Origin of the sequence: Vibrio sp. 1CM7H (assembly GCF_023161645.1) — a bacterium.
GTDB lineage: Bacteria > Pseudomonadota > Gammaproteobacteria > Enterobacterales > Vibrionaceae > Vibrio > Vibrio diabolicus.
The window spans coordinates 918,755-939,883 of sequence record NZ_JALNTV010000001.1; the positions used below are offsets into that span (position 1 = coordinate 918,755).

Genomic DNA, 21,129 nt, shown 5'->3' on the forward strand with positions numbered 1-21,129 from the left:
AATGACTTTAATAAATCACTTGCACTACAGCCAATTTAAATCATTAAAAATCAAACAAGTAGAAATTGAACTAAAACAACCTCAATTTCATCGCATGAAATTATAACCTTTAAATTCATTAACTTAATAACGAGTCATTCGAATAATATACCTCAACAACTCTTGAGTAATATTATCCATCTTTAATTGTTAAATTTACGTTAAATTAAAGTGGTGAAAAGTTTTTTGCTCACCTAGTTTTATACTCGATTAAAAGACAGACTGAGCGATACAGTGCAATATCAACTAAAGACATATAGAGAAACAAGCAGGATATATGTGCAACTTTATTTTCAGTATTGAACTAAAATCACATGACAATATGACGCTATAGATAGCAATTCAGGAAAACCAGTTAAAGGGTGATTAACTGATAATTGAGGTTGGTATTTGTACAAAAATTAATTATTCAATAAAAAATGTGTATTAGAATAGTTTGACAATACCAGATAGTAAAAAACCGGCACAAGGCCGGTTTTTAGAAATAGTGGAGGCGCCTCCCGGAGTCGAACCGAGGTCCACGGATTTGCAATCCGCTGCATAGCCACTCTGCCAAGGCGCCTTTCTGATTTTTATATCTCTGTTACCAAAGATTTTGATGGTGCCCCGGGCCGGACTTGAACCGGCACAGCGCGAACGCCGAGGGATTTTAAATCCCTTGTGTCTACCAATTCCACCACCAGGGCAACGCAATCATGCGATGGGTTAGACACCATCTGTCTCATCGGCCTTTGCCGTGAGAACGAGGCGTACTTTAACGGATTAATTTATCTGGTCAACAAAAAATTAGTCTTTTTTATTCAAATGGTTAAAAAGCCAACTCAAACGAACAAAGGGCGATCATTTTGCTCACAAGAACATCAGTATGCTTTGCTCTCGTTTACTTTGCTTCATCACTTAATGTCAACGAGGAATCGACAAGTCGCACAAATTGGCAGTATGGGTATAAACTTAACTCGTACTGCAGGGGACAAATAAGCGCTCATCATGTTTCGAAAGTCATCATTTCAATTACCGCTACATACTGATTCCGAACTCGACTTCGTAGTGCCCCACTTCTTACTTACTGAATTTGATTATGCACGCTCTCTGGAACAGGGGATCGTCCAAGACTTGGATCCTGAATATACACACCAATATCGCGTCACACTGAGGCGCATACGCTCACTATGCGTGCTACTTCGCGAACTGATACCTCCTTTTGAACAGCGTATTTTGAAACCTCATTTAAAAATAATGATGAAGAAAACAAATAAGCTGCGTGATTTGGACGTATTTATCTTGGACAAAAGCCAATACATTGAAATGCTCCCAAACCACAAACCCTCTCTTGAGCCGCTTTTTGGCTTTATAGAATCCGAACGTGCTTACGAACAGGCAAAAGTTGCGCGTTGGCTAGCGACAAAAGAATACACTATACACTGCACTTTGGTCAGGAATAGTCTGCTGCGAAGTACACAACACGAACGAGTGGATAACAACGTACCAGCGTTACTCTTCGCAAGCCAAAAAGTCTCCGAACAATTTAAAAAGGTCGACAAAACACGGCGCAAGATCTCGGACAAAAGTTGTGACAACGTGATTCATTCGATGAGGATAAAGTGCAAAGCGCTGCGTTATTTGCTAGAAGGGTTTTCCGCACTCTACCCTTCCCCACAGCACAAAAACAACGTGAAACAATTAAAACTATTACAAGACAAGCTCGGTGATTTTAACGACACTTCAAGTCAAATTGAATTTTTCACACAGCTCAAAGAAGCAGTAAACCTCAATAAAAAAGATCGTAAGACCCTGAAAAAGCTGCTTAACGTGCTTAGTGAACATCACGATACTTCGCGCCAGACCATCTTAACGCACTTAGACCAATTTGAGGCTTTCATCCACGATACCAACACACAAAGCCTCTACCAGCACTAACCTAGGTTCACGTATTTTTAATATTCATTAATTACAGTCAGTCGTTAGGCTCCATAAAGAAAGATAACGTGAAACCATTAAAACGATACCAATATGAGCGCTATGCCGTACTCTGTAATCTCGCCTATCCTCGCGTCTTCAGACAAACTCAATACGGATTCGATCCTAATGGGCAACGAGTCATTAGAAATGAACACGGTAAGATTATGATTCGCGTGCTCTGGAGTAAAAAACAGAGTGAAGTGGTCGTAGTAATTAAAGGCTCACACAGTATCAGTGATTGGTTGTTAAACTTCGCGATGTGGACGAGAAGTTGTCGAAGGTTGGGGCTGAATTACCGCATTCACGCGGGTTTCTATCATCTTCTTTTTCAAGAAAGTTTACCGAGCCGAAATGAAGATCGGTTGGGGTTGACCGTGATCGAGCGCCTCGAAGGTATCGTTGTACCGCTCATTCTTAGGGGAAAAAGAATCACCATTACTGGTCACTCTTCAGGTGGCGCGATTGGCAGTGTTTTTGCCGACTATATTGAGAAAAAATACCCAAAGAGCATTAAACGCGTCGTGACTTTCGGTCAGCCCGCAGTTGGAGATTGGACCTTTAAAAAACGCTACCGTTTGGGGCACAAAACTTACCGGATTTGTTGCGACATCGACATCGTGACATTCATGCCGCCAGTGCCTTTTCTCTATTGGCATGTAGGCAAAATGTTATGGTTGTATAACGGGAGAATATACGAGAATACGCCAACGTTCATTCGACTTGGACGTTCTCTATTTAGTTGGTTGATGCGACCATTCTCTTATCACTTTATGAGTAAATACATCCGCGATAAAGACTTCTTTGACGAACGCTGAGCTAAGTACCTTAAAACTATGATGTACAGGCACTAAAAAGCCGGACTCAGCCGGCTTTACGTTTTTGTGGTGAATTACAGAGAGGCAATTTCTTTTTCAAGTTGATATTTGCTATCTGTGACTATGCGCTCTAACACTTCAACGCGTCGCTTCAAATCACCAATTTGCTTGTTAAGGTTATCTTGTTCTTCTTGGCTCATCGTATTACGTTCAGATATCTCCAAAGCTCTTACTTCTTTACGATGATTCAAGATTAACTTAATTATCCCGCCCCCAAATATGGCACCGAACACAATAGCCACAACCAATACATCAGCAATAGATTCCATTCTTCATCTTCCTCTAGATAATGCTCAAATATAAGTTACTCATTTGTTATGTGAATATCAAATAACGTATTGATTCACTGCAAAGTTTCATCAAAATTTGCCTGTTCTGTATCAAAATCACAAGAATGGATTACTCAACGCTAACCCAAACCGAGACAGATCCACCATTTACAGGGAACTCAGCCCACCCGTTCGCATCTGTCCAAATGTCTTCAGTTCGGATGCCCAACTTGTCGACATAGCGTGTACTTGGCTTACCCGTATACATCCACTTAGAGCCACCTGGTCCATCGCTCATGATCACTGCCATTGAATGTGGATGTTCTGCATCGCCCTCTCTAGTCCAGCCAATTACATCCCAATGGTCGAGATAAGAATGTTGTTTGCCATACGCATAGTCTTTACGCAGTGTTACGAGCTCTTCGATGTAAGGCACTTTGACCATATTGATGTCATGCCCTTTATCACTGTACTGCGCACCGTAGTAATCTGCATAAAACACGGATGGATAACCTTCTTCACGCAATAAGATAAACGCGTAAGCGAGCGGCTTAAACCACCAATCAACCGTCGACTCCAACGCCTGCAAAGGTTGAGTATCATGATTTTCTACTAAGGTTACCGCTTTGACTGGATTGTCCTTCATCAGCGTACCATCCATGATTTTACGCATATCGTAACTACCACCCGATTTAGACGCATTGTAGAAGTTCATATGTAGCGGTGCGTCGAACAGAGACATGCTGCCAGAAGTTTTGGTGATAAAGTTATGCAGCTGATTCACATCGTAGTTCCAGTACTCTCCGACCGTGAAGAGTTCTTTCCCTGTTTTCCAACGTAGGTGATCAATCCATTCTTGAAGATATTGGTATTTGATGTGCTTCACCGCATCCATTCTAAAGCCATCAACACCAGTCATGTTGATGTACCACTCACCCCAATCTTTCAGTTCTTGTTTAACTTCAGGATGATCCATGTCTAAGTCAGCATACATAAGGTAGTCGTAATTCCCCTTTTCAGAACTGACTTCCCAATCCCATGCCTTACCTTCACCTTTGAATTTAAAAATGGCTTTTTCTTTACCTGCATCGTCCCAGTCCACGCCATCAAAATGGTACCAAGTCCAATGGAAGTTAGAGTACTTGTCGTTGCGTCCAGGGAAATCAAACTCCACCCACGCTTCAATCCATTTATCGCCAAGTTCAATGTTGCGGTTGTTCCAATCTACCCGCTTAGTATCAACCCAAGATTTCCCATCCGCACCACCACGGTGGTTAAACACCACGTCACCATAAACCTGGATATTGTTATTGTGAGCGGCATTGATAGCGCTAAGATACTGATCTTTCGTGCCGTATTTGGTGCGCACTGATCCTTTTTGATCAAACTGCCCCAAGTCGTACATGTCATAAACGCCGTAGCCGACATCATTACTGCCACCCGCTCCTTTGTATGCAGGTGGTAGCCAGAGCGCTGTGAATCCGTTTTCTGCTAGCGTTGGAGCGTTATTTTCCACTTGAGTCCACAGTGTGCCATCGTTAGGCACATACCAATGGAAATACTGCATCATTGTGCCATTCTCAGCAGCCAATGCAGATGAACTTAGCAACAAGGTTAAAGGTAAAATAGTGCGTTTTAATTTAAATGTTTTCATTATTTTTCTCTCACGTTAAGGACTAAAATCCTCCTTTCTGCTCATACACACCAAGCATTGCCAACGGTCACGCTAGCCAAGTTGCTGCCTGTGATACAAAAAGTTCGGATTACAATCGAAGAGAAATTAGCACCAATCACCCTATACAATTATTGAGTTATTTAACATTTATAAAATCAATGACTAGTGCATTGAAAATATTGAATGGTGATCAAAACATGGGAGGAATTTAGAGAGGCGTGGACAAGTATAGAATGATGGATTTAAAACGAAGAAAGCCAGTCATTTAAGACTGGCTTTCGAAATAGTGGAGGCGCCTCCCGGAGTCGAACCGAGGTCCACGGATTTGCAATCCGCTGCATAGCCACTCTGCCAAGGCGCCTTTCTGATTTTTATATCTCTGTTACCAAAGATTTTGATGGTGCCCCGGGCCGGACTTGAACCGGCACAGCGCGAACGCCGAGGGATTTTAAATCCCTTGTGTCTACCAATTCCACCACCAGGGCAACGCAATCATGCGATGGGTTAGACACCATCTGTCTCAGCGACCTTTGCCGTGAGAACGAGGCGTACTTTAACGGATTAATTTATCTGGTCAACAATAAATTTTATCTTTTTGATTTAAGTGCTTAAAAAGCGATCCAGACGGTACGATTGGCATTCAATTAGGCCAAGAAACACTCGTTAGCTTTCATCAACTCTAAGTCACACACATGTTGATGCCCGTAACGGCTTAGCTTGTAAACGCCTGACTAACGCGGATCGTAGTCACCACTCTCTTCAGCTCTGTAACATCTGTAACAATTGGAGCCCCTACTCTTGGCACTGTTTCACACGAAATATCATATTTTGTTACCGATAACTTTGCATCGAATGTGGTCGTACCTTTATAAAATCATTGACATTTTTTATTTTCAAAAAAAGCTCAATTCATTATCGAAAATATCAATAAATAATGATAGCTTACACTCGTTGCAGTAATTTAATGGACATATATCACATATAAGGACGTGGTTTACTTTGGCGACACACCATAAGAAAAACAAGGTATATCACTAATGTCTATCAAGAATCTTTCTATAGCGAAAAAGATATCGCTATCGTTTTTACTCATTGCCATCGTCAACATTGCGTTTGGCGTATTTTTATCTACAGAGCTCAAAAGCATTAAATCTGAGCTTTTAAACTATACCGATGATACGCTTCCTGCTATGGAAAGAGTAGATTCGATCCGAGATCACTTGTCTCGCTGGCGCCGTGCTCAGTTTGCGACATACACTTATGAAGACGCAGACCAAATCAGAAACAAAATTGCCAGCAACATTCGCGAACGTGAAAAGATCAGCAAAGAGCTCGATTCTTACGGTGAAACGATTTGGCCTGGTGAAGAGCAACAAACTTACCAGCGCCTTATGCGTCAGTGGAAAAAGTACTTGGTCACTATGGATCAGTACAACGAAGCGATGCTAGCCAACGACAAAAGCAAGGCCCACCCTATTTTGGCGAACTCTTTACCTGCTTTCGAAGCGGTTGACTCTGAGCTCGGTGAACTGATCCGTCTACTTAAAAATGCTATGGACAGTAACAAAACTCATATTCTTTCTTCTGTAAATGGATTGAGTAACTCGTCAATTGCAAGCAACGTGATTATTCTGCTTATCATGGTAGGCATGACGTACGTGCTGACACGCCTTATTTGTGGCCCACTAAAACTTGTTGTCGAGCAAGCAAATGCCATCGCAACAGGTGACCTATCAAACGACATCGATCGTAAAGCCATCGGCAATGACGAGCTAGGTGAGCTGGCAGATGCGACCACTAAGATGCAAGATGACTTGCGCCAAGTTATCGACAACGTGATTGCTGCGGTCACACAGTTAAGCAGTGCAGTAGAAGAGATGAATCAAATCTCTGATATTTCTGCATCTGGTATGAAGGATCAACAACTGCAAATTACACACATTGCTACAGCAATGACAGAAATGAAAGCAGCAGTAGCCGATGTTGCACGTAATACTGAAGATTCAGCGAACCAAGCTAACGAAGCAAACCGTCGTACACAACACGGTGTTCGTGAAACGCAAGGCATGGTTGACGCGATTCATGAAGTTTCAAACGTAATTGGTGCTGCGGGCGATACTGTGGCAGAGCTTGAACAGCAATCAAATAAAATTAACGTTATTGTTGATGTTATCCGTGACATTGCCGATCAAACCAACCTACTTGCGCTTAATGCAGCCATTGAAGCTGCGCGTGCTGGTGAGTCTGGTCGCGGTTTTGCCGTGGTTGCGGACGAGGTTCGAACACTTGCAGGCCGTACGCAAGATTCAACCAGCGAAATTACGTCGATCATTGAACAGCTACAATCGCTTGCAAAAGACGCGAAATCTGCGACAGAACTTTCTAGAACCAGTATCTCAGAATGTGCAGAGCAAGGCATTCAATCAAAACAGCTGATGAGCGACATTGAACACTCGATTTCTGATATTTCAGACATGGGCACCCAAATCGCCACGGCTTGTAACCAGCAAGACTCTGTTGCAGAAGAGCTTAACCGCAGCATTGAAAACATACACTTGGCATCTCAAGAAGTATCACAGGGCTCAGAGCAAACCGCACAGGCTTGTCGTGAGCTAAGCCAGCTGTCAATTTCTCTTAAAGATGTAATGAGCCGCTTTAAACTGAGTTAAACTCAGTGGATACCTTAGTTGATATTGAATCAACCTCGATTTGCGCAAATTGAGTGCAATCACTGAGATATATTTAGGTATATTGAATCATGATCTTCAAAAACGCTCCAAAGCACTACTTGGAGCGTTTTACTTCGTCAGGTACTTTCCCCAAGTACTCAATAACATAACCAATACAAAAAACGCGTACGGAGACTTTATGCGCTTAAATAAAACCTTACTATCACTGACTATCGCTGCTGCAACCGTTGCTCCTGCGATGCAAGCTACTGCTGCCCCTCTTCAAATTAGCAACACTGTAGTAAAAGCAGAGCAAGTTCAAGGCGCTAACGCTTGGCTGGAAATAAACTTAGGTCAATTCCGCGATAATATTGAGCAGTTCAAGTCGCACATGGATGGCAAAACGAAAATCTGCGCCGTGATGAAAGCCGACGCATACGGTAATGGCATCGCGGGCCTGATGCCGACTATTATCGAACAACAAATCCCTTGCGTTGCCGTTGCAAGTAACGCCGAAGCACAGACCGTTCGCGACAGTGGCTTTAAAGGTCAACTTATGCGTGTACGCTCGGCGGATATTGGCGAGATCGAAGCTGCAATCGACTTAAATATTGAAGAGCTGATTGGCACTGCAGAGCAAGCCAAAGTACTGTCTAAGCTAGCAGAGAAAGCGGGTAAAGAAATCAAAGTTCACCTTGCTCTTAACGACGGTGGTATGGGACGTAATGGCGTTGATATGACGACAAAAGCGGGCAAGCAAGAAGCGCTAGAAATCGCTCAACAAGCTGGCGTTAATATTGTTGGCATCATGACTCATTTCCCTAACTACAATGCAGACGAAGTTCGTCAAAAGTTATCTTCGTTCAAAGACAGCTCTGCATGGCTGATTAAAGAAGCGGGCCTAAAACGCGAAGATATTTTGCTGCACGTGGCCAACTCTTACACTGCACTTAATGTTCCTGAAGCACAGCTTGATATGGTTCGTCCTGGTGGCGTTTTATACGGTGATCTGCCAACCAACCCTGAGTACCCTTCTATCGTGTCTTTCAAAACACGCGTGGCATCCGTTCACCATCTGCCAAAAAATAGCACTGTCGGTTACGACAGCAGCTACAAAACGAGCAAAGAAAGCCTAATGGCGAACATTCCTGTTGGTTACTCTGATGGCTACCCACGAAAAATGGGCAATACGGCAGAAGTACTGATCAATGGCCAACGAGCAAAAGTGGCGGGTGTTGCTTCAATGAACACCACTATGGTTGATATTACAGGTATCAAAGATGTTGAGCCTGGTTCTGAAGTTGTACTGTTTGGCTCTCAGCAAGGCAAAACGATTTCGGCAGCAGAAATGGAAAAACATGCAGAGGTCATCTTCCCAGAACTATACACGGTTTGGGGTGCTGCGAACCCTCGTGTCTACGTAAAATAAACCCTTTCAGTTGTTCGTAACAGAACGAAAAAGCGAGCCTCGTGCTCGCTTTCCTACTCATATACTAATCTGTAACAATCCGTGCTCTTCTCAATTGAACAGAGCTTGCTATTTGCGTTGCGTTACTTTCCTTGAGCCCTAGCAAATGACAAACCCTCTAAACCCTTCATCTTAAAATCGTTCAGGTATACTTGTTTTTTATATAGCACTTAGTGTTTGAAAGCCCTTTCAATTGATGTTAAACATGAAGTTTACAAAAGAATAACAAACGCATTCATATGGCACTGCCCTTTTTGCCTGCTGGCTAGGTATCTCTATGACAGAAAATACTCAACATCTTCAGCGTTCCTCATCAGAGTTGCACGAATTTACTCGGGTCGACGTGTGGAACGGTTTCACCCAACTTTTACCTCTGTCCATGTTTGTGGTCATATTTGGCCTCGCATTCGGTGTTGCCGCCGTACAAACTGGACTAGATGTATTTCCCACTATGTTGATGAGCACACTGGTCTTCGCCGGTGCTTCACAATTTGCAACGCTAGAAATGTGGGGAGCAGAAGTACCTCTGATTCCAGTGCTTATTACTGTATTTGCTATTAATGCTCGTCACCTCTTGATGGGCGCTACGCTTTATCCATGGTTACGACAACTTCCACCGACAAAACGTTACGGCGTAATGCTGGTAGCATCAGACGCAAACTGGGCAATGGCACTCAATGCATTTGGTAGAAAAGAACCAGGTTTTGGTTTGCTTGTTGGTGGCGGCTTAGCGATGTGGTCGTTTTGGATTGTTGGCACCTGGATCGGCATTTATTTTGGTAACGCAATCAAAGACCCGGTGAGCCTCGGGCTCGATATGGTTATGGGATGCTTCCTGCTGTCTATGGTGGTGGCAGGGCCGAAAGACTTAAGAATCTTTGCGATTTGGGCCACAGCAGCAGCCTCTTCTATGTTGGCGTACTGGTATTTACCAGAGAATAGCCACGTAGTGGTTGGCGCCATTACTGGTGGAGTCTTAGGTGCTTGTTGGAAGGAGAAAAAAGCATGAACATCGAAACGAGCGTAGGTGGCACACTGCTTATCATCATCGCTATGGCGTTAGTCACGCTCATAACCCGCTGGGGCGGAGTGTATGTTATGTCATTTATTCCAATTAGCGAGCGGGTTCAACGTTTCATCACTGCGATGTCAGGTTCCGTATTGGTTGCCCTTTTAGCCCCACTAGCGGTTGAGGGTGATTACGGTGCTAGAGCAGCACTTTTTTCTACTGCTGTCGTCATGTTCATCGTGAAAAAGCCTCTGCCCGCAATTGCAGCTGGCATCATCGCAGCCGCCGCGGTACGCGCTATTTAACCGTTGTTTCGACGTCAATACCAGTCATCAATAAAAAGCCCCAAAACACGAAGCCCTGATGTCACGAGTGTCATCAGGGCTTATCTTATGCTCATTATTTTAACGATGATCAACGATATTAATCACGGTGAGATAGCAAATTACGCACAGCAGTTACAATTGCGCTTGTATTTGTCCATTTTGCCAATACCAGGGTTAAAGGTGTTGGTTGGATCTAGCTCGTGGTAAAACTTCTGCAGCGAATTTTCAGCTTCGTACAAGTGACCCACATTATGTTCTGCTGGGTATTTAGCACCACGGCTATTGAGGTGTTCTAGCATCAGCTTTTTCATCAACTTCGTGTCGGTCCCTTTTTTGAAAATGTAATCTTGATGGAATACATAACACATAAAGTGGCCATAATAGAGCGCTTGAACAAGGTTCTTACTCACTTCTTCTGGTAAAGTTTCTAACCACTCTTCATCATTACGTCGCAAAGCGATATCAAGTGCAACGATGTCTTCTACGTCTTTTCGGTGAATCGTCTCGTAACGAATTGCTGCACCTGCTGCTGCAAAGCGATGTAAATAAGCTTTTTTACCCTCTTCCGGCGTACACTCGAAGAAATCACAGTCGTCTTCAACAGCCCAAACTTCTTTGAGGTATTTTTGCGCTTCAGCAATACCACCATCACTCATTTTCAATACCAGGTGGTGCTCATACTTGTCACGGAAATCCAGCATTCGTTCTGGTAAATGTTGTGGGAACAACTTACTCGCGTAGTACAAAATGGTATCCGGCAGGTATTTACTAACAAACGGGACGCGCTCTAAGAAATTTTCTACTTTAGCTTTAAGTGCAAACATTTTTGGCAGCTTATCTGTGCCTAATAAGTCGATGGATAAGAAGACATCTTTGCCGTACTTCTCTGCCATGTTGAAGATATCTCGATGCAAGTATTCTCCCATCTCAGGCAAGTTCTCAAACGTAGATAAGAAATCTTTTCGCAGCTTCGTCAGTTTCGCAGGATCATTGGTGCCAAGGTAAAAAACCTGCTCTTTTTCGGGTACTGGGTAGCTATCAACTCGAACGGCGAAAACACCCAATTTGCCAGCGCAGCCACTGGCTTCAAATAATCGACGTTCATCGGCATTAAAGCGAGAAGGAATGTCAGAAGTCACGTCTCGAACACGTTCATCGTATTCTTTGTCTGATGCCATTCGCTCGTCATGAATGATCTTCGCTGGGTCAAAGTTTCCTTCTTGCAGGTTTGTCAGAATTTCTTCTGGCGTTTCACCTAACCCTTCAATACCAAGGTGGTTAACCAGGTGTAATTGGCCTTGCTTATCGACCTGCGCATAGATCGCCAGTTCGGTGTAAGCAGGACCACGCTTGACTAACGCACCGCCTGAGTTATTGGCGATACCACCAACCACAGTGGCACCTAATGATGAAGAACCGATGATAGAGTGCGGCGCTCGGTTCACCGCCTTCAATTCTTTTTCCAATGAGTGCAAACTTGCACCAGGCAAGCATACCGCCTGCTTACCGCCATCTAATAAGTGAATCTTCTTGATTTTGGTAATATTGATCACAACCACATCACGGTCATAATCATTACCACTTGGAGCTGAGCCTTCTGTTAAACCTGTTTTGGCAGCCTGCATAATAATAATGCAGTTTGCTTCAACGCACTGTTTAATGATCTTCCATTGTTCTACAAGAGTATTAGGAAACACGATAGCAAGCGCAGTGCCACTACCTGAGCGAAAACCCGAGCGGTAGTATTTTGTTTTAACCTCGTCGGTTAGGACATTTTCTTCCCCAACGATAGTTTTAAATTCGTCAATCAGCTGCTTTTGTTTCATATCCGTATCTCTAGTTATTGTACTTCGCTCACATCACCGTTTAGTGACGGTAATGGGCGTTTGAGCCACTATAAGCAGTCCATTTCTCGGCGTCTATGTCAGGCAGGCGAGCAACACTTAACCAATAGACAACAAACAAAATAATTCTTTTATTTTTCTGTCACTTATCTTTCACATTCGGAAAATTTAACGCAAGAAACAGACCGTTTCTTAAAAGAAACAATAGCAAAACCATTTGTTAACAGTTGTGCGCAGCATCTTGTTATCAATATTAGTGATAAAACAAGGAGAAAGCTTAAGCTTCTAAATTTATAAGAATTATTAGAAATGAAGATGGAAACAATAACTCAACACCAACATAACGATTGGTGTTGAGTTATTGTCTTAAAATCGATGATTTTGACTTTGAAAGCTGGTGTATAGATGATCAATGAAGATCTTAATTTTTTCTGGTTGTTGACGAGTGTAAGGATACACTGCATAAATACCCAAACATTTGGCGGTTTCGTCTTTGAACAGTTGAATCAGGCGGCCTTGCTTTAAGTCTTCATAAACCAAGACACGTGGCACATAGATGATTCCCTGCCCCAACAATGCGACGTTTCTCAATACCGAAGAGTTGTTGGTACAGAGGTTACCGTCGACTGTAATTTGATACACCTCGTCTCCGTCTTTAAACGCCCACTCACGCGCTCCGGTTTCTTGGTAGGAATAGACTAAACAATTGTGTTTATCCAAGGCTTGAGGTTGCTTAGGAATGCCATGTTTAGCAAGGTATTGGGGTGACGCACAAACAATCCAATTGGCATCCACCAGCTTTCTTGCGATTAGGCTAGAATCTGGCAACACTCCCGTTCGAATGGCCAAATCAAAGCGTTCATTCACGATATCGACGAAACGATTATCTAGATCCATATCGATATTGATGTCAGGGTATTTCTGATTAAACTCATTGATCACTTGAGGAAGAATTAACTCACCAGAGATAGTGGGTACAGAAACTTTAATGTTTCCAGATAAATTCTTACCTAACCCCACAATGGATTCTTCTGCCGTTGCCACCGCTTGATAAACGGCTTTTGCATGAGTAAAGAACGCTCGCCCTGCCTCCGTCAACGTTAACGTTCGCGTTGTTCGGTAAAGAAGCTGTACACCAAGCTCTTGCTCAAGCTTGGCGATGCGTTTACTGACAACCGATTTGGTCAATGACATGTGTCTTGCAGCAGCACTGAATGAGCCTTGCTCGATCAGGTGATAGAAAATGATGTAATCGTCGGTATTTCTCATGCGTCTTCGTCAAATCCTTTGTAGACCGATATTGTAAACGGATATTGGTCAATCTACGAAATATCGGATCACACTTAACAGCATAACTCGCGAAAGAAACAAGGGTTATACCAACAGTTCAAGAAATTGAGATGGCGTAAATTTATCAATATTCAGATACAAAAAAACCAGCTTTCGCTGGTTTTAAGTTGATGCACTTGGCATCGAGATACCGCAATTGCCATATCTGAATAATTTGGAGCGACACACGAGGTTCGAACTCGTGACCTCAACCTTGGCAAGGTTGCGCTCTACCAACTGAGCTAGTGTCGCATTGATTCTCGAAAGCCATTCACTCTCAAAGAATAATGGAGGCGCCTCCCGGAATCGAACCGAGGTCCACGGATTTGCAATCCGCTGCATAGCCACTCTGCCAAGGCGCCTTTTTTACTTCGCTTCAGGGCTCTTCCCCGTTGCGTTGGTGGCTACTTTACGGATTGAGAGAAGATAGTCAAACAAAAATCTTTCATTTTCTGTTTGTTTGATTTCTTTTAAGCCGATTAGACCAAAGTTCGATCTTATCGGCTTAAAACGAAGCAATATAAATCTAGCTTTCTGTACGTTTTACTCAATAGAATTTCAATGTCACTTAGTAATTACCGACCCGTTTAAGCAACCTGCCCACAACATTAGGATGATAAGACCAAGTGTGATCAAACATCGACATTAATGCTGGGTTTCCGTATTTAGATAGGCTGACCGCGTGAAAACGGTTTTTCTTCGCTTTAAGCGCATCCACTTTGGCAAGCAACTCGTCTTGTTGTTTTGGCGCGATAAAGTCGGAAATGACCACCATATCGGCATTTTTGTACTTATCACCGCTCATCAAGTCGATAGATTTGATCAAAGTTGGCTCTAAGTCTGTACCACCATGGAAGCTATAAGTTAAAAAGTCCGCCGCCTCGCGCAGACCATCTTGTTTGGTTAGCTCGTACGTAATGTGTTCCGTCGAAAAAATAATGACATAGCAGTCACGTTGCTCCGCTAATGCGATTTGCATCAGAGCATAAGCCATGGCTTTGGCGCATTGCTCAGGAAACCCGCTCATGGAGCCGGACGCGTCCACACACACAATAAACGGTCCTTTTTCGATATCTACCGCTTTGTTGTCAGGTCGGTGAGCTTTAACTTTACGTAACGTGCGCGATTTGCCCTGCGTACGGTAGTTCATAAGTCGTTTATCGACTAAGTGTTTATAGAACACGACCTCGAGTTCAGGATACGCCAAAAACATCGTTTCGTTGGGAAGTAGCTTATTTAAATCATCGCTTTCGTGAATGCCGACAATATCATCTGTCGCTTCATCACTCTTCTCTTCGATCATTTGTAGCTCTTCAGTAGGCGCGCGGTTAAGTTCGGGATCATTCACTTGCCCCGCCATACGGCCAAGTTGCTCGGCTATTTCTTGCAAGCCTTGGTGCTTCTTCAGAAACTCCGCATGGCGTTTCATCACTGTTAAGTCAGTTTTGCTCAACTTGGCAGATGCCATATCCCATAAGCGCCCTACACTTTCAGCATCACCCGACTCCGTGACCTTATCCATATTACGCATGGTCTCCATACGCTGATACAGGTCATTCAGCACTTTCTCTTTATTAGCCTCAAGCTCGCTTACTTGCGCTTGCTTAATCGCATCGGCTAGGCTTTGGTACCATTGATCACAGAAGTAATGTGGGAACATGGGATTATTCATCCCCTTGTTCTTCTCCATCATTCGGCGAGCCTGCATATAAAAAGCGGAGTGCCACTCAAGCTTTTTAATCACATCTTCGATGTTTTCGAAAAACGCCTCTTCATCCCAGTGAATGACCTCTTGATATAAAGACAGCTCTTGTTGGAAACGTTCTGTCTCACATACCTTGGTAATCCGTTTTTTAACACTGCCCCTCCACTTTAATAAGTGGCCTTTGACTGAAGATTTAACGCCTCGGTTTTCCGCCATCATCATGACTTGTGAACGCGCCATTAAATCATTAACTGCGCTATCGATGATGCCAGAGTCGGCTACCATCAGCGCGAGGTTAAGTCCGTCTGCACCTAGCATGTCGTCTCCTTATGAGAAAAACTGATGTAAGTTTTTAAAGCGTTGGATCACTTTCTCGCTTTCAGCTTGGATAGACTCAAGTCTCTGACTGACCTGCTGCAGACTCGACTCCATTAGGCGTGGTAGTTCAGGATCAACAAAGCTATGCGGAAGCGCATCATGAAAATTCGCTTTTACCTTGCGCATATAGTGCTCTGCTTCACTGAGTTGATTTACGGCTTTTTCACTCTGCGTTAACCACTTTTGGTAAAGCTCTACATCCAAGCCCTCTTGAGTCACTAAGCTCACCAGAATGCCTCGGTTTGCGATATCACGGATAACTAGGTTATTTGCGGCATCAACATCAAATCGTAAACGACACATGTTGGTGTTTTGATTGACGTAGCCATACACATCACCGTGTCCTTCTTTGATGACTCGGTCTAGTTCATCTTTTGGCACGTAAACCCAGCGGCTATCGCCTTTCTCTGACTCTGAAACCGACATGTTGCTTTGCAAAATAACCAGTTTAACTAAGTTAACGGCTGCGCCAACTTTGTAGGTCTTAGCTTTAGAGGTATCAAAACGCATGGTTTCTTTACGCAGAATACCCGTTGCCGCTTCAGACGTTAACGTCATGCGGTAGGCATCTTCAAGCTCATGCTGAACATCGACCAAAGACTCGCGACAGTATTCAATTTCCAGTTCGGCGTCTTGTTGGTCAAATGCATGTTTTAGGGCGAACTCTTGGACCACTTCGCGTACCACGTCTCGCGATTCAGGGCTGTTCCATAAACAATCTTGCAGCAACAGTAGATCAAGTGGGTTGATTTCATCGCGTCCATTAAAAAACGCGCTCGCTTTTAGCAATTTCACGGCTTTCTTCCAGCGGCGGTCAGACACATACATGTCGGTATTAGCGACATCGCCAAACTGAGCTTCGACTTTGCTTTCTAACATCGTTTTAAGCTGAAAAAGCTTCTCGAATGCATTATCGGTTAACGTCAGCTTGTCGAGCTGCTGTTGCCATTGATGATATTCTTCATCTGTTATTGCTAGCCCTTCTGGCACTTGTGCCTCTTGTGACGTGCCTACCGTCAACATCGACTTAAAGTTTTGTTTATTCTGAATTCGATTCACAAACACACGCACCAACATGCGATCGTAAAGTGCATCCAAACCGCTGTCTTCATCTGGCAGTTCATTGGACGCCGATACCAACAAACGCATTGGCACACGCTCAATATCGCTGCCGTTTTTGAACGTTTTCTCATTGACCACTGTCAGCAATGTATTCAGAATGGCGGGGCCCGCCTTCCAGATTTCATCTAAAAATACGACTTGTGCGGTTGGCAAATACCCTTTAGTTAAGCGAACATAACGACCGTTATCTTTGAGTTCTTGAATACTCAGTGGCCCAAAAACTTCTTCAGGTGTTGAGAATCGAGTCATCAGGTATTCAAAGTAACTGCTATTATCGAACGCTTGGATAAGTCGCTTGGCAATTAAGCTTTTTGCAATGCCAGGTGGGCCTAAAAGAAAAACACTTTCACCAGCAAGTGCCGCAAGGAGGCAGAGCTTGATGGTATGTTCGCGTTCATAAACGCCATCCGTTAACGCTTTAGCCAACTTGTTGATGCGTTCTGAGAGAAGCGCTTTTTCGGCATTTGAGGCAAATAAGGTTTGTGTCATACGTTCTCCGGCTGCTGAACTGGTATTGCGTTAACATTTTTATACACTTGTTATAACTTTGTTACAAATGTATTTTGTTGAATTCCCCTTATAGCAGATGCTTACCCCCTTCTTTAGCCAGCAATCAAAGTTTCCATTTATGAGATACAGCTCACTGAAAGTGCAAACGCTTTCGTCGTGTTGCAACATTTTTTGCTTTTGTTTACCACCATTTGTAGTTAATGTCGAAAAACGTCAAAATGCGGTAACAGCTAGGGTTAATAACTGCATGAGCAAAATAATTCATAAATGGAAGCAAATTTCTCTGATTGAAGAAGAGGTTATGCTTCCTACAGGACAGGCAATTACGCACACCACAATCCATCATCCGGGCGCTGCGGTGATTCTCCCGATTACAACGGAAGGAGAGATAGTCCTTGTCCATCAATTTCGCCCTTCACTTAATAAATGGCTTTTGGAGCTTCCTGCTGGTACAAGAGAAGGCAATGAAGACCCTCTCTGCTGCGCGAAAAGAGAGCTAGAGGAAGAAACGGGCTATAGTGCAGAAAAATTTACCTCTCTCGGCCAAGTCACTCCCCTTGCCGGATTTTGTGATGAGATACAGTACCTATTTGTTGCTGAGAAGCTCAGCCAAACCAACCGTTACGAATGTGATGAAGATGAAGTGATTGAGGTTGTTACCTTGTCACTCCAACAACTCGAAGACAAGATTATTGATGGCACAATTACCGATGCCAAAACGATCGCTTGTTTAAGCAAAGCGCGCCTTTGCGGATATATTTAGGACTTTGACCAAGGAGACATTCATGGATTTTCGATCAGATACCGTTACACAGCCTACCCAAGCCATGCGAGAGGCCATGTTTAAGGCCCCCGTTGGGGATGATGTTTATGGTGATGACCCTACGGTCAATGAGCTTGAGGAGTTTGCCGCAGAGCTTGCAGGATTCGAAGCGGCTTTGTTTACCACTTCAGGCACGCAAGCCAATCTGCTCGGCCTAATGGCGCATTGTGAACGCGGAGATGAATATCTGTGTGGGCAGCAAGCACATAACTACAAGTACGAAGCCGGCGGCGCAGCAGTACTTGGGTCAATTCAACCTCAACCAGTCGAAAATAACCCAGATGGCACACTCCCATTTGATAAACTGGCAGCGGCGATTAAGCCAGATGATTGTCACTTTGCTCGTACCAAGCTGCTCAGCTTAGAAAACACGATTAATGGTAAAGTATTACCTCTGTCTTATTTAGCAGAAGCACGTGATTTCGTGAATAAACATAACTTGCAGATGCATCTAGATGGCGCTCGCGTTTTTAATGCAGCCGCTGCGCTTGATGTTCCGGTAAAAGAAATCGGTCAGTATTTTGATTCAATGACGATTTGTCTGTCGAAAGGTTTGGCTGCCCCTGTTGGTTCGTTACTGCTTGGTAGCAAAGAGTACATCGCAAAAGCACGTCGCTTAAGAAAGATGGTCGGCGGTGGTATGCGTCAAGCGGGTATTCTTGCCGCAGCAGGCAAACTTGCCCTTACCGAACAAGTGGAACAGCTAAAACAAGATCATATCAACGCAAAAACCTTAGCGGAAGGTTTAGCTGAACTGCCTGGTTTTTCAGTCAACCCTGAATTTGTTCAAACGAATATCGTATTCGCGAAGCTTGATCCTCAAGTGGACATAGTAAATATCGCTGCGAAACTAAAGGAACAAAATATCACGATAACACCTGGAAACCCCATTCGTTTCGTGACTCATAAAGACATTTCAGCGCAAGATATCGACAATTTCTTATCAAGCATTAAATCTCTGCTTTAGTTTGATTTTGATCATTGAGCTTCCCCTAAGGGGAAGCTTTATTGTATCGATATGACTTTTTAGCGAATAGACAATCTTCATGTTCAGATTTGTACTTCTAACCTCTCTTATTTTCTCTTCCGCTAGCCATGCCGCGCCTTTTGGTGATGCTGATAAAGGTAAAATCAAATCCCCTAGCTGCGTCTATTGTCATGGTGCCACAGGCGTCGCAGGTAATGATGCCTACCCAAATCTTGCAGGTCAAAATGCTCAGTATCTATACGATGCGATGAAGTCTTACCAAGCAGGCGAACGTAAAGGGCCGCTTGCCGAAATGATGGGCGCACAGTTAAGAATGTTAAATGATGAGGATCTTCGTGATGTCGCTGCATTTTATGCAGAACAGACGCAAGACAAATGATTTGTTTATCTCGGCTCACAACAAGAGCTTGTGAGCCCCCGAACCGAGCCAAAACATTTAACCAAACTTTGCTTGTAAAATAATCACAATGACTTCACTTCAAATATTTGATGAATTTATAGTTCAACATTTCCATTAATATTGACTTTTTATTCTGGTTTATTGATATTTCATGCTTCATTGAATTTAACGTGAAGTAAGTTATGTCTCACACACATGCGCAACCAGCAGACTCGGCTGCTACACCCAAATCATGGCAGATGCCAGATACCCTCATTTTGATCTTCATTGTTGGTATTCTCGCTGCGATTCTTACCTACTTAATTCCTGCTGGCCATTTTGACAGTCAGCAAGCGACTTATATGGTCGATGGTGCGGAAAAAACACGCACGGTTATTGATCCATCTTCATTCTCTTATGCAACCGATGAAAACGGTGAATTGGTTTACAACAAGGTTGGCCTGTTTGCTTCTGGTGGTGGCATTGGCCTGATGAACTTCCCTTTCGAAGGGCTAGTTTCTGGCTCTAAATGGGGCAGCGCGATCGGCGTGATTATGTTCATGTTGGTTATCGGCGGTGCTTTCGGCGTTGTAATGCGCACAGGCACAATCGACAACGGTATCCTGCGCCTTATCGATAAGACCAAAGGTAACGAAGCGCTATTCATTCCAGTGCTATTTTTGCTGTTCTCGCTAGGCGGTGCGGTATTTGGTATGGGTGAAGAAGCCGTAGCATTTGCGATTATTATCGCGCCGCTTATGGTTCGCCTTGGTTATGATGGTATCACTACGGTAATGGTGACCTATGTTGCGACTCAAATTGGCTTTGCTACTTCTTGGATGAACCCTTTCTCCGTCGCTATTGCGCAAGGCATTGCGGGTGTACCTGTTTTATCCGGCATGACAGTGCGCATGGGGTTATGGGCTGGCTTTACGTTAATCGGTATCGCTTTCACAATGATCTACGCCGCTCGTGTGAAGTCAAACCCAGAACTTTCTTACAGTCACCGCACAGACAAATACTTCCGTCAGCAAGAGCTTGGCAATCAAGATTCTCGTTGGAACCTAGGTGACACACTCGTTATCCTTACGGTTATTGCAACCACAGTATGGGTTGTTTGGGGCGTAGTGGCTAACGCATGGTACATCCCAGAAATCGCTTCTCAATTCTTCACTATGGGCTTTGTTGTCGCGATCATCGGTACGATCTTTCGCTTAAACGGTATGACGCTCAACTGCGCAGCCGATGCGTTTAAAGAGGGGGCGGCTATTATGCTTGCTCCTGCTCTATTGGTTGGTTGTGCGAAAGGTGTGTTACTTATCCTAGGTGGCGGTACGACCGATGAAGCGAGTGTACTGAATTCTATTCTGAACAGTGCTGGCGGCGTGATCAGTGGGCTTCCTGACGTAGCTGCGGCATGGTTAATGTATGTATTCCAATCTATCTTCAACTTCTTCGTTACTTCCGGATCTGGACAAGCGGCACTGACGATGCCTTTATTAGCGCCATTGGCGGATATTGCAGGTGTCACGCGCCAAGTTGCCGTTTTGTCATTCCAACTTGGAGATGGTTTTACCAACGTTATCGTCCCTACTTCAGCATCCTTGATGGCAACACTTGGTGTCTGCCGCATCGACTGGGGTGACTGGGCAAAATTCTGCTGGCGATTTATCCTATTACTCTTTACCCTGTCGAGTGTCGTCGTTATCGCAGCTCACATAATGGGGTTTGCGTAAAACGAAATCAATTGGCACAAGGCGAG

16 protein-coding genes and 6 tRNA genes are annotated in these 21,129 nt (G+C 43.8%); 10 read left to right on the plus strand and 12 right to left on the minus strand.

The window, feature by feature from the left end:
* Nucleotides 1-527: 527 nt before the first annotated feature.
* Both MSG33_RS03995 and MSG33_RS04000 read right to left on the minus strand, forming a co-directional pair.
* A tRNA-Cys gene (locus tag MSG33_RS03995) sits at nt 528-601 on the minus strand.
* A gap of 37 nt (nt 602-638) precedes the next feature.
* Nucleotides 639-725: transfer RNA gene (locus tag MSG33_RS04000), tRNA-Leu, on the minus strand.
* Nucleotides 726-1,026: 301 nt separating this feature from the next.
* On the opposite strand from MSG33_RS04000, the gene MSG33_RS04005 reads away from it, so the two are divergent.
* Nucleotides 1,027-1,956: a CHAD domain-containing protein gene (locus MSG33_RS04005; protein WP_248379945.1), complete on the plus strand. Its 930-nt coding sequence runs from the start codon at nt 1,027-1,029 to the stop codon at nt 1,954-1,956.
* 68 nt (nt 1,957-2,024) lie between these two features.
* The gene (locus MSG33_RS04010) at nt 2,025-2,813 is read left to right on the plus strand and encodes a lipase-related protein (protein WP_005396419.1); all 789 of its coding nucleotides are present in this window, start codon (nt 2,025-2,027) and stop codon (nt 2,811-2,813) included.
* 74 nt (nt 2,814-2,887) lie between these two features.
* Here MSG33_RS04010 and MSG33_RS04015 read toward each other — a convergent pair whose 3' ends face one another.
* The 4 genes from MSG33_RS04015 to MSG33_RS04030 form a co-directional block, all read right to left on the minus strand.
* Nucleotides 2,888-3,142: a hypothetical protein gene (locus tag MSG33_RS04015; RefSeq protein ID WP_012842214.1), complete on the minus strand. Its 255-nt coding sequence runs from the start codon at nt 3,140-3,142 to the stop codon at nt 2,888-2,890.
* 130 nt (nt 3,143-3,272) lie between these two features.
* A complete protein-coding gene (amyS, locus tag MSG33_RS04020) occupies nt 3,273-4,796 on the minus strand; it encodes an alpha-amylase (RefSeq protein WP_248379947.1) in 1,524 nt (507 codons plus the stop codon).
* Between the two features lie 308 nt (nt 4,797-5,104).
* Nucleotides 5,105-5,178: transfer RNA gene (locus MSG33_RS04025), tRNA-Cys, on the minus strand.
* Between the two features lie 37 nt (nt 5,179-5,215).
* Nucleotides 5,216-5,302: transfer RNA gene (locus MSG33_RS04030), tRNA-Leu, on the minus strand.
* A gap of 552 nt (nt 5,303-5,854) precedes the next feature.
* Between MSG33_RS04030 and MSG33_RS04035 the strand changes: the two genes are divergently transcribed.
* From MSG33_RS04035 to MSG33_RS04050, 4 genes are all read left to right on the plus strand, one after another.
* Nucleotides 5,855-7,486: a methyl-accepting chemotaxis protein gene (locus MSG33_RS04035; protein ID WP_012842212.1), complete on the plus strand. Its 1,632-nt coding sequence runs from the start codon at nt 5,855-5,857 to the stop codon at nt 7,484-7,486.
* A 199-nt stretch (nt 7,487-7,685) separates the two neighbouring features.
* The gene (gene alr / locus MSG33_RS04040; protein WP_134645707.1) at nt 7,686-8,915 is read left to right on the plus strand and encodes an alanine racemase; all 1,230 of its coding nucleotides are present in this window, start codon (nt 7,686-7,688) and stop codon (nt 8,913-8,915) included.
* Nucleotides 8,916-9,231: 316 nt separating this feature from the next.
* A complete protein-coding gene (locus MSG33_RS04045; protein WP_031780544.1) occupies nt 9,232-9,963 on the plus strand; it encodes an AzlC family ABC transporter permease in 732 nt (243 codons plus the stop codon).
* The gene (locus MSG33_RS04050) at nt 9,960-10,268 is read left to right on the plus strand and encodes an AzlD domain-containing protein (protein ID WP_005396412.1); all 309 of its coding nucleotides are present in this window, start codon (nt 9,960-9,962) and stop codon (nt 10,266-10,268) included. The genes MSG33_RS04045 and MSG33_RS04050 overlap by 4 nt, the downstream gene beginning before the upstream one ends.
* 140 nt (nt 10,269-10,408) lie before the next feature.
* Here MSG33_RS04050 and dld read toward each other — a convergent pair whose 3' ends face one another.
* From dld to MSG33_RS04080, 6 genes are all read right to left on the minus strand, one after another.
* Nucleotides 10,409-12,115, minus strand: a complete 1,707-nt coding sequence (gene dld, locus MSG33_RS04055) for a D-lactate dehydrogenase (RefSeq protein ID WP_109169012.1) — start codon at nt 12,113-12,115, stop codon at nt 10,409-10,411.
* Nucleotides 12,116-12,499: 384 nt separating this feature from the next.
* A complete protein-coding gene (locus tag MSG33_RS04060; RefSeq protein ID WP_104970754.1) occupies nt 12,500-13,402 on the minus strand; it encodes a LysR family transcriptional regulator in 903 nt (300 codons plus the stop codon).
* Between the two features lie 236 nt (nt 13,403-13,638).
* Nucleotides 13,639-13,714, minus strand: a tRNA-Gly gene (locus tag MSG33_RS04065).
* Nucleotides 13,715-13,750: 36 nt separating this feature from the next.
* Nucleotides 13,751-13,824: transfer RNA gene (locus MSG33_RS04070), tRNA-Cys, on the minus strand.
* Nucleotides 13,825-14,030: 206 nt separating this feature from the next.
* On the minus strand, nt 14,031-15,485 hold the full coding sequence (viaA, locus tag MSG33_RS04075; RefSeq protein ID WP_248379949.1) for an ATPase RavA stimulator ViaA: 1,455 nt from the start codon (nt 15,483-15,485) through the stop codon (nt 14,031-14,033).
* Nucleotides 15,486-15,494: 9 nt separating this feature from the next.
* The gene (locus MSG33_RS04080; RefSeq protein ID WP_248379951.1) at nt 15,495-17,156 is read right to left on the minus strand and encodes an ATPase RavA domain-containing protein; all 1,662 of its coding nucleotides are present in this window, start codon (nt 17,154-17,156) and stop codon (nt 15,495-15,497) included.
* A gap of 268 nt (nt 17,157-17,424) precedes the next feature.
* Here MSG33_RS04080 and MSG33_RS04085 point away from each other — a divergent pair, with 268 nt between their 5' ends.
* The 4 genes from MSG33_RS04085 to yfcC all read left to right on the plus strand — a co-directional run bounded on the left by MSG33_RS04085 (nt 17,425) and on the right by yfcC (nt 21,103).
* The gene (locus MSG33_RS04085) at nt 17,425-17,940 is read left to right on the plus strand and encodes an NUDIX hydrolase (RefSeq protein WP_005396403.1); all 516 of its coding nucleotides are present in this window, start codon (nt 17,425-17,427) and stop codon (nt 17,938-17,940) included.
* Between the two features lie 22 nt (nt 17,941-17,962).
* Complete coding sequence (ltaE, locus tag MSG33_RS04090; RefSeq protein WP_134645716.1) at nt 17,963-18,967, plus strand: low-specificity L-threonine aldolase; 1,005 nt, start codon at nt 17,963-17,965, stop codon at nt 18,965-18,967.
* 79 nt (nt 18,968-19,046) lie between these two features.
* Nucleotides 19,047-19,367, plus strand: a complete 321-nt coding sequence (locus tag MSG33_RS04095) for a cytochrome c (RefSeq protein WP_005396401.1) — start codon at nt 19,047-19,049, stop codon at nt 19,365-19,367.
* Nucleotides 19,368-19,570: 203 nt separating this feature from the next.
* Nucleotides 19,571-21,103, plus strand: coding sequence for a putative basic amino acid antiporter YfcC (gene yfcC, locus MSG33_RS04100; RefSeq protein ID WP_248379953.1), 1,533 nt, complete (start codon nt 19,571-19,573; stop codon nt 21,101-21,103).
* The last annotated feature ends 26 nt before the right edge of the window (nt 21,104-21,129 follow it).

Excerpts from the sequence above, each read along its gene's own strand:
- MSG33_RS04005 (WP_248379945.1), top strand. The coding sequence starts at position 1,027 with ATGTTTCGAAAGTCATCATTTCAATTACCGCTACATACTGATTCCGAA.
- MSG33_RS04015 (WP_012842214.1), bottom strand. The coding sequence starts at position 3,142 with ATGGAATCTATTGCTGATGTATTGGTTGTGGCTATTGTGTTCGGTGCC.
- amyS (WP_248379947.1), bottom strand. The coding sequence starts at position 4,796 with ATGAAAACATTTAAATTAAAACGCACTATTTTACCTTTAACCTTGTTG.
- MSG33_RS04035 (WP_012842212.1), top strand. The coding sequence starts at position 5,855 with ATGTCTATCAAGAATCTTTCTATAGCGAAAAAGATATCGCTATCGTTT.
- alr (WP_134645707.1), top strand. The coding sequence starts at position 7,686 with ATGCGCTTAAATAAAACCTTACTATCACTGACTATCGCTGCTGCAACC.
- MSG33_RS04045 (WP_031780544.1), top strand. The coding sequence starts at position 9,232 with ATGACAGAAAATACTCAACATCTTCAGCGTTCCTCATCAGAGTTGCAC.
- MSG33_RS04050 (WP_005396412.1), top strand. The coding sequence starts at position 9,960 with ATGAACATCGAAACGAGCGTAGGTGGCACACTGCTTATCATCATCGCT.
- dld (WP_109169012.1), bottom strand. The coding sequence starts at position 12,115 with ATGAAACAAAAGCAGCTGATTGACGAATTTAAAACTATCGTTGGGGAA.
- MSG33_RS04060 (WP_104970754.1), bottom strand. The coding sequence starts at position 13,402 with ATGAGAAATACCGACGATTACATCATTTTCTATCACCTGATCGAGCAA.
- viaA (WP_248379949.1), bottom strand. The coding sequence starts at position 15,485 with ATGCTAGGTGCAGACGGACTTAACCTCGCGCTGATGGTAGCCGACTCT.
- MSG33_RS04080 (WP_248379951.1), bottom strand. The coding sequence starts at position 17,156 with ATGACACAAACCTTATTTGCCTCAAATGCCGAAAAAGCGCTTCTCTCA.
- MSG33_RS04085 (WP_005396403.1), top strand. The coding sequence starts at position 17,425 with ATGAGCAAAATAATTCATAAATGGAAGCAAATTTCTCTGATTGAAGAA.
- ltaE (WP_134645716.1), top strand. The coding sequence starts at position 17,963 with ATGGATTTTCGATCAGATACCGTTACACAGCCTACCCAAGCCATGCGA.
- MSG33_RS04095 (WP_005396401.1), top strand. The coding sequence starts at position 19,047 with ATGTTCAGATTTGTACTTCTAACCTCTCTTATTTTCTCTTCCGCTAGC.
- yfcC (WP_248379953.1), top strand. The coding sequence starts at position 19,571 with ATGTCTCACACACATGCGCAACCAGCAGACTCGGCTGCTACACCCAAA.